Origin of the sequence: Streptomyces sp. NPDC056161 (assembly GCF_042268025.1) — a bacterium.
Taxonomy (GTDB): Bacteria; Actinomycetota; Actinomycetes; order Streptomycetales; family Streptomycetaceae; genus Streptomyces.
Genome location: NZ_JBHJUV010000052.1, coordinates 19,604 through 34,665, shown reverse-complemented (window position 1 = coordinate 34,665; position 15,062 = coordinate 19,604). Strand labels below are relative to the sequence as shown.

At 71.8% G+C, this 15,062-nt stretch carries 11 protein-coding genes and 2 pseudogenes; 1 reads left to right on the top strand and 12 read right to left on the bottom strand.

Annotated features, from left to right (window positions below):
- Nucleotides 1-681: pseudogene (locus tag ACFC09_RS35475) on the top strand (DNA polymerase beta superfamily protein); the annotation flags it as partial.
- A gap of 141 nt (nt 682-822) precedes the next feature.
- On the opposite strand, the pseudogene ACFC09_RS35470 reads toward ACFC09_RS35475, so the two are convergent.
- From ACFC09_RS35470 to ACFC09_RS35415, 12 genes and pseudogenes are all read right to left on the bottom strand, one after another.
- Nucleotides 823-1,575, bottom strand: a pseudogene (locus ACFC09_RS35470) (DNA polymerase beta superfamily protein); the annotation flags it as partial.
- A 4-nt stretch (nt 1,576-1,579) separates the two neighbouring features.
- Complete coding sequence (locus ACFC09_RS35465) at nt 1,580-2,599, bottom strand: ADP-ribosylglycohydrolase family protein (RefSeq protein WP_376535262.1); 1,020 nt, start codon at nt 2,597-2,599, stop codon at nt 1,580-1,582.
- Entirely contained in the window at nt 2,596-3,315 is a 720-nt protein-coding gene (locus tag ACFC09_RS35460) for an NUDIX domain-containing protein (RefSeq protein WP_376535261.1), read from the bottom strand. Before ACFC09_RS35460 ends, ACFC09_RS35465 begins: the two co-directional genes overlap by 4 nt.
- 113 nt (nt 3,316-3,428) lie before the next feature.
- Nucleotides 3,429-4,496, bottom strand: coding sequence for a pseudouridine synthase (locus ACFC09_RS35455; RefSeq protein ID WP_376535260.1), 1,068 nt, complete (start codon nt 4,494-4,496; stop codon nt 3,429-3,431).
- Nucleotides 4,497-4,508: 12 nt separating this feature from the next.
- Nucleotides 4,509-5,159: an SMC-Scp complex subunit ScpB gene (gene scpB, locus ACFC09_RS35450; RefSeq protein ID WP_376535259.1), complete on the bottom strand. Its 651-nt coding sequence runs from the start codon at nt 5,157-5,159 to the stop codon at nt 4,509-4,511.
- Nucleotides 5,156-6,376 (bottom strand): segregation and condensation protein A, encoded by a 1,221-nt coding sequence (locus ACFC09_RS35445; protein ID WP_376535258.1) that lies wholly within the window; start codon nt 6,374-6,376, stop codon nt 5,156-5,158. The genes scpB and ACFC09_RS35445 overlap by 4 nt, the downstream gene beginning before the upstream one ends.
- Before the next feature lie 150 nt (nt 6,377-6,526).
- Nucleotides 6,527-7,129, bottom strand: a complete 603-nt coding sequence (locus ACFC09_RS35440) for a hypothetical protein (RefSeq protein ID WP_376535257.1) — start codon at nt 7,127-7,129, stop codon at nt 6,527-6,529.
- Complete coding sequence (locus ACFC09_RS35435; RefSeq protein ID WP_376535256.1) at nt 7,114-8,250, bottom strand: ParA family protein; 1,137 nt, start codon at nt 8,248-8,250, stop codon at nt 7,114-7,116. The genes ACFC09_RS35440 and ACFC09_RS35435 overlap by 16 nt, the downstream gene beginning before the upstream one ends.
- Before the next feature lie 386 nt (nt 8,251-8,636).
- Nucleotides 8,637-9,752, bottom strand: coding sequence for an alanine dehydrogenase (ald, locus tag ACFC09_RS35430; RefSeq protein WP_376535316.1), 1,116 nt, complete (start codon nt 9,750-9,752; stop codon nt 8,637-8,639).
- 144 nt (nt 9,753-9,896) lie between these two features.
- Nucleotides 9,897-11,972: a tetratricopeptide repeat protein gene (locus ACFC09_RS35425; RefSeq protein WP_376535254.1), complete on the bottom strand. Its 2,076-nt coding sequence runs from the start codon at nt 11,970-11,972 to the stop codon at nt 9,897-9,899.
- A 181-nt stretch (nt 11,973-12,153) separates the two neighbouring features.
- Nucleotides 12,154-12,780 (bottom strand): NUDIX domain-containing protein, encoded by a 627-nt coding sequence (locus ACFC09_RS35420; RefSeq protein WP_376535252.1) that lies wholly within the window; start codon nt 12,778-12,780, stop codon nt 12,154-12,156.
- Between the two features lie 82 nt (nt 12,781-12,862).
- Entirely contained in the window at nt 12,863-14,545 is a 1,683-nt protein-coding gene (locus tag ACFC09_RS35415) for a CTP synthase (protein WP_376535250.1), read from the bottom strand.
- Between the last annotated feature and the right edge of the window lie 517 nt (nt 14,546-15,062).

Sequence of the window (15,062 nt, the reverse complement as noted above, 5' to 3'; positions counted from 1 at the left end):
ATGCAGCCCCTGGACCTGGTACGCGACCACACGATCTACGCCTGCGTCATGGGTTCGCGCGCCTTCGGACTGGCGACGGACACCAGTGACACCGACCGGCGCGGTGTGTTCCTCGCGCCCACTCCCCTGTTCTGGCACTTCGACAAGCCCCCGACCCATGTGTCGGGCCCGGCGCCGGAGCAGTTCGGCTGGGAGCTGGAGCGCTTCTGCGAGCTGGCCCTGCGCGCGAACCCGAACGTCCTGGAGTGCCTGCACTCGCCGCTGGTGGAACACGCGGACGACACGGGCCGTGAACTGCTGGCGCTGCGCGGGGCGTTCCTCTCCCGCCGGGTGTACGACTCGTTCACCCGGTACGCGGTGAGCCAGCGCAAGAAGCTCGAAGCCGATCTGCACCGGTACGGCGCCCCGCGCTGGAAGCACGCCATGCACCTGCTGCGGCTGCTCACCACCGCGCGCGATCTGCTGCGTACCGGAGTGCTGACGGTCGAGGTCGGTGACGAGCGCGCGTCCCTGCTGGCGGTGAAGCGCGGCGAGGTCCCGTGGCCGGAGGTCGAGGCGCGGATGGCCCGGCTGGCCGCGGAGACCGAGCGGGCGGCGCCCGGCACCCCGCTGCCGCCGGAGCCGGACCGCCGCCGTGTCGCGGACTTCCTCTTCCGCGCGCGCCGCGCCTCAGCCCTGCGCGCGGACGCCGTCGGGACCGGAGCCGACGGGGCCGGACGCGACAGAACCGGAGTCGACAGGACCCGCGCCGTCGAGGCCGGAGCCGATGGAACGCGAACCGGCGGGAGCGGAGCCGTCGGGACCGGAGCCGACGGGGCCGGCCCCGTCCAGTCGGGCGCGCACCACGAAGTCGTGCAGGGCGTCGTGAGCGCTGGGCACAGCGGGCAGCGCTGAGGCGGCCTGCGCCTCGTCGAGCACGGCGTGCAACCGCACCACGTCGGCCGCCACGCGCGCGTGCTCGACGTCGGCGGCCCCGTGCTCGTACCGCGCCTTGGCGGCGATCAGGTCGGGCAGGCACCCGGGGGCCTCGGCGCCCAGGTCAGCGAGGAGCGTGGGCAGATGGGCCTGCACCTCGCCGCTGCGCATCAGATGGATGCCGGTGAGCAGCACCCGGAAGGTGTACAGCAGCGGCTTGAGTTCGCCGGTCCTCTCGAACAGCCGCCACTGGGTCACCGCGAACCCCCGGTAGTGGTGGGCGTGACGGCTGGTCAGGACGCCGGGGGCGAGCGCGATCAGCTCCCGGTGCGCGTCACCGGTGTGCACGACGAGCGGCGAGAGCAGTTGCTCCAGCACATAGCCGTTGCGGCGCAGCATCAGCCGGACGAACTTGCGCAGGTCGTGGGTGACGAGGTCCAGCTCGACGCCGTACCGGACCCAGGTCCTCGACCGGGTCTCCGCGGGCTCGCGCAGCCCCACCAGCGCGGCGGCCGGCAGCAGATGCACCCCGCGCAGGTCCAGGTCGGAGTCCTCGGACGGGAAGCCGTAGAGGTGTGCGCCGGAGACCGTGGCGAACAGCACGGGGTCGGGCTGTTCGGCGACCACGGCGGTCAGGTCCATGCCGAGTATGTCGATCACGGGCCTAATCGTCCCAGAGGGCGCCCAGCGTCAGCAGGTCGCTGTGGTACTCGATCCGGTCCGCCCACTCGGCCGGCCAGGCGTCCGTCCCCAGCCAGGCGCCCGCGAAGGCCCCGGTGAGGCAGGCGATGGAGTCGGAGTCGCCGCTGGAGCAGGCCGCGCGGCGCAGCGCGGTCACCGGCTCCTCGGGGAAGATCAGGAAGCACAGCAGGCCGGTGGCCAGGGCCTCCTCGGCGATCCAGCCGGCCCCGGTGGCCAGGCACGGGTCGTCCTCCGGTGCGGGTGTGCGCAGGGCGTCCCGGAGGCGGTCGAGGACCGCCAGGCACTCGTCCCAGCCGCGCGCGGCGAAGTCCTCGGGCGTGGGGTCCCCGGTGCGGGTCCACAGGTCGCCGAGCCAGCTGTGGTGGTAGCGGGTGCGGTTGTCGTGGGCGTACGCGCGCAGGTGGTCGAGCAGTGCGGCGGGCCCGGTGTCCTGGGCGAGCAGCCGTACGGCGTGGGCGGTGAGGTCGGAGGCGGCCAGGGCGGTCGGGTGCCCGTGGGTGAGCGCGGCCTGCAACTGGGCGGCGCCTGCGCGCTGTTCGTCGCTCAGGCCCGGGGCGAGGCCGACGGGTGCCACCCGCATGTTGGCGCCGCAGCCCTTGGAGCCGGTCTGGCTGGCCTCCTGCCAGGCCCGCCCCTGCTCCTTCAGCAGGTTGCACGCGGTCAGGCAGGTGCGGCCCGGGGCCCGGTTGTTCTCCGGTGACTGGTACCAGTCGACGAACTCCTCGCGCAGCGGCCGCTCCAGGCGCTTCGGCGCGAGCACCCCGCGGTCCATGGCCGTGCGCAGCCCGCGTCCCAGGGCGAGCGTCATCTGGGTGTCGTCCGAGACGATGGCCCGCCGCGGCAGTTCCATCTCCCGCCAGGGCCCGCACTTGGCGAGGATCGACGGGACGTCGTTGAACTCGGTGGGGAAGCCGAGCGCGTCCCCGAGGGCGAGGCCCAGCAGGGATCCGGTGGCGGCCTGTTTGGAGACGGTGTCGGTCATGCGGGGTGTCCTTCCCTGGACGGTCGCAGCAGCGGTGGGTGCAGGGCGGTGGCGCCGCCCGCGCGGTAGAGGGCGGCCGGTTTGCCGCGGCCGCCGGTCAGCCGGGTGGCGCCGGGGGCCGGTTCGACGAAACCGGGCACGGCGAGCACCTTGCGGCGGAAGTTGGGCCGGTCGAGCGGGACGCCCCAGACCGCCTCGTAGACCTGGTGCAGTTCGCCGAGGGTGAAGGCGGCCGGGCAGAAGGCGGTGGCGGCACAGGTGTGTTCGAGCCGGGCGCCGACCCGGTCCCGGGCGTCGGCCAGGATCCGGCCGTGGTCGAAGGCGAGCGGCGGGACCGTGTCGTACGGCAGCCAGCGCGCCTGGGCGGCGTCGCCGCCGCCGCGTGGTTCGGGCGCGTCGGGCAGCAGCGCGGTGAAGGCGACCGAGACGACCCGCATCCGCGGATCCCGTCCGGGCTCGCTGTAGGCGCGCAGTTGTTCCAGGTGCGGCCCGGTGACGTCGTCGAGCCCGGTCTCCTCGGCCAGTTCGCGCCGGGCGGCGGTCTCCGCCGACTCGTCGGGCAGCAGGAAGCCGCCGGGCAGCGCCCAGTGGCCGGCGTACGGCTGCTGCCCGCGCTCGACGAGCAGCACCCGCAGGACGCCCTCGCGGACCGTCAGCACGGCCAGGTCGACGGTGACGGCGAAGGGTTCGTACGCGTGCTTGTCGTAGCCCCGCACGGGAACACCCCCTCTTTATAGTCACAGAGACTATAAAGAGGGGGTGTCCGGCACACAAGCCTTCGGCGGCCCTCAGCGTGCGGAGGTCCTCGGCCCTCAGTGTGCGGTGGTCCTCAGAGGTCGACCTCCTGCATCAGCATCCCGACCTCGGTGTTCGACAGGCGGCGCAGCCACCCCGACTTCTGGTCGCCCAGGGTGATCGGCCCGAAGGCGACCCGCACCAGTTTGTCGACCGGGAAGCCCGCCTCGGCGAGCATGCGCCGCACGATGTGCTTGCGGCCCTCGTGCAGGGTGACCTCGACCAGGTAGTTCTTGCCGGTCTGCTCGACGACCCGGAAGTGGTCCGCGCGCGCGTACCCGTCCTCCAGCTGGATGCCGTCCTTGAGCCGCTTGCCCAGGTCGCGCGGGATCGGACCCACGATGTGCGCGAGGTAGGTCTTCTTCACGCCGTACTTGGGATGGGTCAGCCGGTGCGCCAGCTCGCCGTGGTTGGTGAGCAGGATGACGCCCTCGGTCTCGGTGTCGAGCCGGCCCACGTGAAAGAGCCTGGTCTCCCGGTTGGTGACGTAGTCGCCGAGGCACTGGCGGCCCTCGGGGTCCTCCATGGTGGCCACGACACCGGCGGGCTTGTTGAGCGAGAAGAACTGGTACGACTGCGTGGCGACGGTCAGCCCGTCGACCCTGACCTCGTCCTTGTCCGGGTCGACCCGTTTGCCCTGCTCGGTGACGATCTCCCCGTTGACCTCGACGCGGGCCTGGTCGATCAGCTCCTCGCAGGCCCGCCGGGAGCCGTAGCCCGCGCGTGCGAGGACCTTCTGGAGCCGCTCGCCCTCCTGCTCCGCGCCCGGGAAGGTCTTGGGCGGCTTGACGTCCTTCTTGCCCGCGTACCGGTCCCGGTTGCGCTCCTCGGCCTGTGCCTCGTACTCACGGGAGCGCCCCGGAGCCGTACGCCCGCCACCGCCCTGCTGGGCCTGCCGGGGCCCGCCCTTGGCGCCACCGCGCGCGGCACCGCCGCGCCCGGACTTGGGGCCGTCCTTCGTCGCGCCGGGGCCGACGTCGTAGCGGCGCTCCTCGGGGCGGGGCTTGCGGGGACGGCCCTGCCCCTGCCGGTCGTCCCTGTCGTTGCCGGCACCACGGTAGTTGCCGCGCCCGCCGTTCCTGCCGCTGCCGCTGCTTCGCATCAAAATTCCGTCTTAGTCGTCTGCGTCCTGACCGCCGGGCGCATCGGGAGCGTCCGGGTCGAACGACGGTACGCCCTCCTGGGTCTCGGCCTCGATCGCCTCAGCCTCCGGGAGGAAGGGCGCGAGTTCCGGTAGCTCGTCCAGGCCGCGCAGGCCCATCCGCTCCAGGAAGTAGTTCGTCGTCCTGTACAGGATCGCACCTGTTTCGGGTTCCGCGCCCGCCTCCTCGATCAGCCCGCGCTGCAGGAGGGTGCGCATCACGCCGTCGCAGTTGACACCGCGTACGGCCGAGACGCGGCTGCGGCTGACCGGCTGGCGGTAGGCGACCACCGCCAGGGTCTCCAGCGCGGCCTGGGTGAGCCGGGCCTGCTGGCCGTCCAGGACGAAGCCCTCGACGGCGGCCGCGTACTCGGGGCGGGTGTAGAAGCGCCAGCCGCCGGCGACGAGCCGCAGTTCGAAGCCGCGGCCCTGCACGGTGTACTCGTCGGCCAGCGCCCGCAGCGCGTCCCCGATCTGCCGCTTGGGCCGCTGCAGGATCTTGGCCAGGTGCTCCTCGGTCGCGGGCTCGTCCACGACCATGAGGACCGCCTCCAGGGCGGGCCTGAGGTCGAGCTCCGCGACGGTGGGCGCGCCCGCCGGGAGCCCGGTGGTGTCCTCGCTCACGCCTTCTTCTCCTCCTTGGGCTCCTCGGGCGGCCGGTCGAACTCGTCCGTCACCGTCGGTGCGTCGTCGCCGTCGCCGCCGGTCCAGCGCACGACCAGTTCGCCGAGAGCGGTCTCCTGGTCGAGTGCGACGGCCTTCTCGCGGTACAGCTCCAGCAGCGCGAGGAAGCGGGCGACGACGGTCAGTGTGTCGTCGGTGTCCTCGACCAGCGTCCGGAAACTGGCCTCGCCCAGGTCCCGGAGCCGGGCGACCACGATCCCGGCCTGTTCCTGCACGCTGACCAGCGGTGCGTGAATGTGGTCGACGTACACCTGGGGCTTCGGCCTGGGCTGCATCGCCTTGACCGCGAGCCGGGCGAAACCCTCGGGTCCGATGCTGATGACGACCTCGGGCAGCAGCTCGGCGTGGTGCGGTTCGAGGCCAACGGTACGGGGGTGGCGCAGGGCCTCCGCGTCGAGGCGGCGGTTGAAGATGTCGGCGATCTGTTTGTAGGCGCGGTACTGGAGCAGCCGGGCGAACAGCAGGTCGCGGGCCTCCAGGAGGGCGAGGTCGGCCTCGTCCTCGACCTCGGCGGCGGGCAGCAGCCGGGCCGCCTTCAGGTCGAGCAGGGTGGCGGCCACGACCAGGAACTCGGTCGTCTGGTCCAGGTCCCAGTCCGGCCCCATCGCCCTGATGTGCGCCATGAACTCGTCGGTGACCTTGGAGAGCGCCACCTCGGTGACGTCCATCTTGTGCTTCGAGATCAGCTGGAGCAGCAGATCGAAGGGGCCCTCGAAGTTGGCGAGCCGGACCTTGAAGACGCCGTCCGGCGGCTCGTCCCCCTCGGCGTCCGCCACCCCGGCGCCGGCGCCGGCGTCCGCCACGACGGCCACGTCCCCGGACACGAGGGCCTCCGCCCCCGCCGTGCCGTCCTCGGGCACGACGGCCTCCGGGCCCGCCGCGCCGGTCTCCGGTACGACGGCGGCCCTCGCGGCCTCCGTGACGCCGTCAGGCTCGGCGACGACGTCATCCGGCTCGGCGGTGGCAACGTCCGGCTCGGTGGCGGTGACGGCGGTCCGGCCAGGGGCGGTCGGCTCGGAGTTCTCCGGCTCGGGAGCCGGCCCGCTCGCCACGGGCGGCTCGGCCGGTGGAGCCGACGGCGCGGCGCCCGGCCCCCGGCCCAGCGAACGCCGACGACCGGCGGATGCGCCGGGGGAGGAGGGGGCATTCGAGGTCATGGCCTCCGCAGGCTATCGCCAAACCCCCCGAACCAGGTCAGCCACGGACCGACAGCACCCCCAAAGGGGCGCGGGGAACCGCGCAACACACCACGACCGACCCGCAGACGAAGGACAACAACACCCCCGCCAACGGTCTCAGCTCAGCGCTCAGCGCCCCCTGAGGCGACGCACGAGAATACTCGCGTCCCCGCGGGACTCCAGGTCGGCCAGTACCACGGCGACCGCTTCACGCACGATGCGCCCGCGGTCGACGGCCAGCCCGTGCTCGCCCCGCAGGACCAGTCGCGCGTGCTCCAGGTCCATCAGCTCCTCGGCGGACACGTACACGGTGATCTTCTCGTCGTGCCGCTCGCGCCCGCTGGGCCGGCGCGCCGCGGCGCGTCCGCGCTTGCGGGACTGCGCGCCCGCGGAAGGCGCCGCGGGGGAAGGCGCACCGGCGGCGGAGCCTTCCGGTGCCGCCGCCTGGCGCCGCGCCGGGCGTTCCGCGACGGCGGACCGGCTGCGGGACTCGCCCGCGTCGGCGGGCTCCGCCTCCGCCGCCACGTGCTCCGCGCCGTCGCCGTCGCCGCCCTGCGCGGGCACGGAGTGCGGCGCGTCCTCGGCGGCGGCAGCCGCGTCGCTCTCCCCCGCGGGGGCCGGCACCCTGGCCTCGCCGTTGGCCTGGCGCCGGGGGGTGGACGGCTGGAGCGCCATCCCCCCTGTCGTTCGGAACAGTTCGTCGGCACCGGGCAGACTCACTCGGCGTGACACCGGGCGAGCACCTCCCTGGCGAGCTGGCGGTAGGCGGCGGCACCGACGGAGTTGGAGGCGTACGTGGTGATCGGCTCACCGGCGACCGTGGTCTCCGGGAAGCGGACCGTGCGGCCGATCACCGTGTGGTAGACGTGGTCGTCGAACGCCTCGACGACACGCGCGAGCACCTCACGGCTGTGCACGGTGCGCGAGTCGTACATCGTGGCCAGGATCCCGTCGAGCTCCAGCTCCGGGTTGAGCCGCTCCTGGACCTTCTCGATGGTCTCGGTCAGCAGGGCCACACCGCGCAGGGCGAAGAACTCGCACTCCAGCGGCACGATGACCTTGTGCGCGGCCGTCAGGGCGTTGACGGTGAGCAGGCCGAGCGAGGGCTGGCAGTCGATCACGATGTAGTCGTAGTCGGGCAGCAGCGGCTTCAGGGCGCGTTGCAGCGTCGACTCGCGGGCGACCTCGGAGACCAGCTGGACCTCGGCGGCCGACAGGTCGATGTTGCTCGGGAGCAGGTCCATGTTGGGGACCGCCGTCTTCAGCAGGACCTCGTCCGCGGACATGCCCCGCTCCATGAGCAGGTTGTAGACGGTGAGGTCCAGCTCCATCGGGTTGACGCCGAGGCCGACCGACAGCGCGCCCTGCGGGTCGAAGTCCACGAGCAGCACCCGCCGGCCGTACTCCGCGAGCGCGGCACCCAGATTGATGGTCGACGTCGTCTTGCCGACGCCGCCCTTCTGGTTGCACATCGCGATGATCTTCGCGGGTCCGTGGTCGGTCAGCGGACCCGGGATCGGGAAGTACGGCAGCGGACGCCCGGTCGGGCCGATGCGCTCGCGGCGCTGGCGGGCAGCGTCGGGCGCGAGCGTGGCCGCGTACTCGGGGTCGGGCTCGTATTCGGCGTCGGGGTCGTAGAAGTGCCCCTCGGGCAGTTCGTCGTAGTCGGCGAAATGGTTGTGGGGCGCGCCACTTCCGTCGCCGGCCATGGCGTTCACGTGATGGCCATCCATGCTCTGGTGTGCTGGCTGAGTCACCCCAGGAATCCGGTGACTCTGGTGGGCTGCGAAGGTGCGCACAGCGACGGAGCCGACAGCCTCGAACCCCGCGGCACCCTGGCCCGGTACGGGCATTCCTGGTTGACCACCCCCGGGAGAAAATGTCGACTCATTCACAAGTCGTCTTACCTCCTTGGTGACCAGGGAACTTCTAGACAGGTCAGCGTGGCACCATGCCGACGGTTGGCGACTCTATGGCGTGTCGGCGGTCCGCAGCAACACAATCCGCCGGACCCGGCAGGATGTGTCGGCAATGGAACATCCCTCTGTCAAGGGCGTACGGCCGTCGCACAGCAGGTTTCACCGGTGTACGAATCGGTCCAAGGGTTACGTTCGAGGCGAGTTGACCGAGAGCCGCAAAGTGACCATACACACATCCGGCCGGACCCTGTGGACAAGGTCCGGCCGGATGTGTGCGGTTGACCCGCCGAGTTGACGTATCGCCTTTACGAAAAGGTGACTTAGCCGATCAGGGTCTCCAGCGCCACGTGCTCCAGGCCGTGCGCCTCGGCGACCTGCCGATAAACCACCTTGCCGTCATGGGTGTTCAGCCCCTTGGCCAGCGCGGGGTCCCGGCGCAGCGCCTCGGCCCAGCCGTTGTTCGCGAGCGACACGATGTACGGCAGGGTGGCGTTGGTCAGCGCGTACGTGGAGGTGTTGGGCACCGCGCCCGGCATGTTGGCGACGCAGTAGAAGACCGAGTCGTGGACGCGGAAGGCCGGCTCGGCGTGCGTGGTCGGGCGGGAGTCCTCGAAGCAGCCGCCCTGGTCGATCGCGATGTCGACAAGGACACTCCCCGCCTTCATCCGGGAGACCAGCTCGTTGCTGACCAGCTTCGGGGCCTTGGCGCCCGGGATGAGGACGGCGCCGATCACGAGGTCGGCCTCCAGACACGCCTTCTCCAGCTCGAAGGCGTTGGAGACGACGGTCCGGATCTTCGTCCCGAAGATCTTGTCGGCCTCCTTGAGCTTGTTGATGTCCGTGTCGAGGAGGGTCACCTGGAAGCCCATGCCGATGGCGATCTGCGCGGCGTTCCAGCCGGAGACGCCACCGCCGATGACGACGGCCCTCGCGGCCAGCACCCCCGGCACGCCACCGGGCAGCACACCGCGCCCGCCGTGGGCGCGCATCAGGTGGTAGGCGCCGACCTGCGGGGCCAGCCGGCCGGCGACCTCGGACATCGGAGCGAGCAGCGGCAGGGCGCGGCCCGGCAGCTCGACGGTCTCGTAGGCGATCGCCGTAGTGCCGGACTCCAGCAGGGCGTCGGTGCACTCCTTGGAGGCGGCCAGGTGCAGATAGGTGAAAAGCGTCTGGTCCTTGCGCAGGCGGTGGTACTCCTCCGCGACCGGCTCCTTGACCTTCAGCAGCAGGTCGGCGGCGGCCCACACGTCGTCGGCGGTCGGCAGGATCTCGGCACCGGCGGCGACGTACTCGGCGTCCGGGATCGACGAACCGACTCCGGCGGCACGCTCGACGACGACCTGGTGGCCGCCGCGCACCAGCTCGTGCACGCCGGCGGGGGTGATGGCCACCCGGAACTCATTGTTCTTGACCTCGCGAGGGATGCCGACCTTCACATGGATCACGGTCCTTGGCTCAGTGGGTGTGGGGGCATAGCGAAATATTCCGGGCATGACGGGGCACACCAGGAGACACCGCAGGAGAACGTGCAGCAGAGCCAGTTTAATGAAGGCATTCCGGCTGTCTAGCCTTCTATTACATCAACCTTCGCCGGATGTACTACGGATTTCGCAGGCGTTAGCGCCGTGTTCCGAGTCTGTCCCATACGCACGGCTCTCCGGGAGGCCCGGCTCCTCCTCACCCAGCATGCGCTCGGCCGCGCTGCGGTGCAGTCGCGCAGCGGCGCAGTCGCCGAGACGGTCCAGGGTGTCGGCGAGCCGCATCTGCAGGGCGGCCTGCAACCGCACGTCCTCGGCGCGGCGCGCCCACTCCACCGCCTCCTGGCAGGTGCGCAGCGACTCCTCGGGCCGTCCCGCGTACTCCTGGACCCGGGCCAGTTCGCTGAGCGCCCGCGCCCGTGCGGCGACGTCGCCCGCCTTGCGGTATCCGGCCACGGCCGCGCGCCAGTTCCGAAGCGCCTCGCCGTAGCGGCCCGCGTAGGTGTGGGAGGTGGCGATGCGGCCGTAGAGCCGGGCGGCGTCCGTGCGCTCGTCACGGGCCAGGCGCTGGGCGAGGGCCCGTCCGAACCAGTCGGCAGCCCGGTCGTGGTCCCCCAGCTCCTGGTGCGTGCCGCCCACGGATTCCATCGCGCGGCCGGTGGCATACGGGTCGTGCGCCTCGCGTCCGGCGTCCAGCGCGGCCCGGTAGCGGACCAGGGCCTCGTCCGTACGGCCGGTCCGGGCGTCCAGGTCGCCCAGGTTCAGCAGCGCTGCGGCCCGCTCCCTGGGCAGGTTCCGGCGCTCGGCGACATCGAGGACGAGGCCGTGGATGCCGTACAGATCGTCGGCCGCCTCCTGAGTGCCGACATGCGCCACCATGGCCCTGACCAGCTGGGACATCAGCCGACGGGCCAGGGTGTCCAGTTCCCCGTCGGCGACCGCGAGGCGGGCGGAGGCCAGCAGCGCGGGCTTGCGCACGCCCAGCCAGTCGGCGGCGGCCCGGGGGGTCGGGAAGCGCAGGGTGCGGGGCAGGCCCTGGAGTTTCGCGCGGACCTCGGGCTGGTCCGTCTCGGTGATCGCCCGGCAGGAGTGGAGCAGCCGTACGGTCCGCTCCAGCATCCGGGCCCGGGCCAGTTGCAGTTCGCCGGGCCGGTCCTGGGACTCGGCGAGGGCCTTGAGCATGGGGTGGAGGCAGCCGGGGACCTCGTACTGCGGCAGCGGGGCGGCGGCCGTCCGCAGCAGGCCGAGGGCGACGAAGTCGTCCAGGGTGGTGTGGGCGGCGCCGACCGAGCAGCCGGCCAGGGCGGAGGCGGTGTGCGGGTCGACCAGGCCCGCGGGGGCCAGGGAGAGCAGGCGCAGTATCCGGGCAGCCGGGCCGGGCAGGGTGTCGTACACGAACCGGAAGACGCGGCCGAGCCCGGTCCCCTCGTCGTCCCTCGCGTTCAGGCGCTTGACCAGGTCGGCGACGGCCGCCTTGGGGCGGGCGGCGAGCCAGCCCCCGGCCAGGATCAGGGCGGCGGGCTGAGCCCGGCACGCCTCGACCAGGTCCTCGGCGGCGCGCGGGTCGACCGTGACGCGCACCGAGCCGGTGTACCGGGTCAGCAGTTCCAGGGCCGACTTGGTGTCGAGCCCGCCCACGGTGCACGGGCGGACGTCCGCGATCCCGGTGAGCGGGCCCTGCGACACGGCGACGACCAGGCAGTCCGGGCTGTCCGGGAGCAGCGCGTCGACCTGCTCGGCGCTGCCCGCGTCGTCCAGCAGGAGCAGCGTCCGGCGTCCGGCCAGGGCATCGCGCAGATCGGCGGTCAGGTCGTCCTCGGCGGCTCCGGGCACCGTGGGCAGCCCGAGTGCGGTCAGCAGTTCGCGCGCGGTCCGCTCGACCGGGACGGGGGTGCCGTCGGGCTCCCCGAGCCGGGCGCGCAGCACCCCGTCGGGATAGCGGTCGGCGACCTGCCGGACCAGCTCCGCGGCGAGTTCGCTGCGGCCGGAGCCGGGCCGGCCGGCGACGAGGAGCACCCGGGCACGGGGGGCCTTGCGGCCGGCGATGGTGTCGAGCCCCGCGCGCTCGATGTCGGCGCGCAGTTCCTTCAGCTCCCTTGTGCGGCCCAGGAACTGCCCCTCAGCGGCCGGGGGTCCGGACACCTGCCCGCCGTCTGTCTCCACCGCCTGATCCGTCACGGGCCACGCTCCCGTCCCACCGCACACGCCGGCCCACCGGGTCGTTTCCGGGCGCCGCGCCTTCTCTTCGGCTCATTCGCGAGGAGCCTAGTTCACGCTCAGCGACGTACCGGGCGGAGCACGGCGAACGGGTCGCCCGATCGGATCAGGCGATCGTCACACCGGAGCCGGATCACCCGCCTCAGGACTCGAAGGGGCGCGCGGGCCAGGGAGCGTCGGCCGGGCGCAGCGCGTCGAGACCATCGCCCGCCCGGGCGGCGGTCAGCGACAGGACGCCCACCGCGAGGCAGTTGTTGTGCAGTTCACCGGCCAGCACGCCGCGCACCAGCTCGGCCACGGACACCCGCGCGTACTCCAGATCGATCTCCTCGTCCTCGGCGGCGAAGCGCTCGCCGTCCGCCTCGGACAGGTTCCGTGCCAGGAAGATCCGTACGGCCTCGTCGCAGCCGCCCGGCGTGGTGTACACGTCGGTCAGCACCCGCCAGTCCTCCGCCTTGACGTGCGCCTCCTCGTACAGCTCGCGCTGGGCGGCGTGCAGCGGGTTCTCGCCGGGCACGTCGAGCAGGCCCGCCGGGATCTCCCACAGCTTCTGCCGGACCGGGTGGCGGTACTGGCGGATCAGCAGGACCCGGTCCTCGTCGTCGAGGGCGAGGACGGCCACCGAGCCGGGGTGGACCTGGTAGTCGCGGCGGGCCACCGTGCCGTCGGGCATGACCACGTCGTCCGTGCGGACAGAGGTCTTGTTCCCCACGAAGGGGGTCCCGGTCGCCCGGATCTCCCACTCCTGAGGGGTGTCCTTGATCGTCATGCCCTGTCCTTCCACGTGCGCACGAGAAACCGGGGCGCCCCCGCTGCGGGTGGTGCACCCCGGCCACCGTACCGCCGCTGTGTTACTCGGAGTTCCGCTCCGCCGCGACCGACCGCAGTACCGCGGCCTTCACGAGGCCCGCGAACAGCGGGTGCGGCCGGGTCGGGCGTGAGCGCAGCTCGGGGTGCGCCTGGGTGGCGACCAGGTAGGGGTGCGCATCGCGCGGGTACTCGACGTACTCGACGAGCTTGCCGTCGGGCGACGTCCCGGAGAACACGATGCCCGCCTTCTTCTCCAGTTCGGCGCGGTAGGCGTTGTTGACCTCGTACCGGTGCCGGTGGCGCTCCTCGACGTACTCCTTGTCGCCGTAGACCTCGCGCACGATGGAGCCCTCGGCCAGCTTCGCCGGGTACATGCCGAGCCGCATGGTGCCGCCCATGTCGCCCTCGCCCGCCACGATGTCGAGCTGTTCGGCCATGGTGGAGATGACCGGGTGGGCGGTGGCGGAGTCGAACTCGGTGGAGTTGGCGTCCGGGATGCCGGCCAGGTTGCGCGCGGCCTCGATGACGATGCACTGGAGACCCAGGCAGAGGCCGAGCAGCGGGATCCGGTTCTCCCGGGCATAGCGGATCGCGCCGACCTTGCCGAGCACGCCGCGGTCGCCGAAGCCGCCCGGGATGCAGATGCCGTCGACACCGGCGAGCTGGGCCTGGGCGCCTGCCGGGGTCTTGCAGTCGTCCGAGGTGACCCACTTGATCTTCACCCGGGCCTTGTTGGCGAAGCCGCCCGCGCGCAGCGCCTCGGTGACCGAGAGGTAGGCGTCCGGCAGGTCGATGTACTTGCCGACCAGCGCGAGGGTGACCTCGTGGTCGGGGTTGTGGACGCGGTCGAGCAGGTCGTCCCAGGTCGTCCAGTCCACGTCGCGGAAGGGCAGGTCCAGCCGGCGCACGACGTAGGCGTCCAGGCCCTCGCCGTGCACGGTCTTCGGGATGTCGTAGATCGAACGGGCGTCCGGGCAGGCGACCACGGCGGCCTCGTCGACGTCGCACATCAGCGAGATCTTGCGCTTGATCGCGGTCGGCACCTCGCGGTCGCAGCGCAGCACGATCGCGTCGGGCTGGATGCCGATGTTGCGCAGGGCGGCGACGGAGTGCTGGGTCGGCTTGGTCTTCAGTTCGCCGGACGGGCCGATGTACGGCAGCAGTGAGATGTGCACCACGAAGACGTTGTCCCGGCCCACCTCGTGGCGCACCTGGCGGACGGTCTCCAGGAACGGCAGCGACTCGATGTCGCCGACGGTGCCGCCCACCTCGGTGATCACGACGTCCACCTCGTCGGTGGCCATGCGCCGGATGCGGTGCTTGATCTCGTTGGTGATGTGCGGGATGACCTGCACCGTGTCGCCCAGGTACTCGCCGCGCCGCTCCTTGGCGATGACGGTGGAGTACACCTGGCCGGTGGTCACGTTGGCGGTGCCGTCCAGGTCCCGGTCGAGGAAGCGCTCGTAGTGCCCGATGTCCAGGTCGGTCTCGGCGCCGTCGTTGGTGACGAAGACCTCACCGTGCTGGAACGGGTTCATCGTGCCCGGGTCGACGTTCAGGTAGGGGTCGAGCTTCTGCATCACGACGCGCAGTCCCCGCGCCTTGAGGAGCATGCCCAGGCTGGAGGCGGTGAGGCCCTTGCCCAGCGAGGAGGCGACACCCCCGGTGACGAAGATGTGCTTGGTCGTCGTGGCTGTGCTGTTTCGGAAAGCAGCGGGCGGCATGGCCAAGAGGGGGCTCCCGTGGTCGCGGTCTGGAGTGCGGTGCGGCTCCTGGTCCGGAGGTCTCCGGGGTGCCGTCGCTGCGGTTCTCGGGGGACCCCTGTTGTCTGCGGAGTTTGTCGCGTTTGTCGCGTTTCCGTCGGGGGCGCCCACCGGTCCACGGGCTACCAGGGTATCAGCGCCGGGAGGGCGTCGGCTTCCGGCCACGCTCCGCGCACGCGTCGATACGGGCGCGCACTGCTTACCCGGTTCTCACCCATTGGTCACTCGTTCGGCTCATGCGGGTTGCCCCGAGCGGCACGCAGATCATCTACGTGCGTCGTATCCTGCTCGGACACTCACTGCCGAGCCCCGCCGGAAAACAGGGCACACCCCCGCCCGTCTCCACCGGAACAACGCGTGCTCGTCAGTCCGTCGAGTTGTGATCGTCGTTTTGCCTCGGGGCCGAGCGGCTGCTTTGCTTCAAATCTCAACAAGCATGACGCGACTCACGACCCGACGCACAACGACGCATAACAAC

Bases quoted from the DNA above. Each gene is read 5' to 3' on its own strand.
- ACFC09_RS35420 (WP_376535252.1), bottom strand. From the start codon at position 12,780: ATGACGATCAAGGACACCCCTCAGGAGTGGGAGATCCGGGCGACCGGG.
- ACFC09_RS35445 (WP_376535258.1), bottom strand. From the start codon at position 6,376: ATGACCTCGAATGCCCCCTCCTCCCCCGGCGCATCCGCCGGTCGTCGG.
- ACFC09_RS35415 (WP_376535250.1), bottom strand. From the start codon at position 14,545: ATGCCGCCCGCTGCTTTCCGAAACAGCACAGCCACGACGACCAAGCAC.
- ACFC09_RS35455 (WP_376535260.1), bottom strand. From the start codon at position 4,496: ATGCGAAGCAGCGGCAGCGGCAGGAACGGCGGGCGCGGCAACTACCGT.
- ACFC09_RS35435 (WP_376535256.1), bottom strand. From the start codon at position 8,250: ATGCCCGTACCGGGCCAGGGTGCCGCGGGGTTCGAGGCTGTCGGCTCC.
- ACFC09_RS35465 (WP_376535262.1), bottom strand. From the start codon at position 2,599: ATGACCGACACCGTCTCCAAACAGGCCGCCACCGGATCCCTGCTGGGC.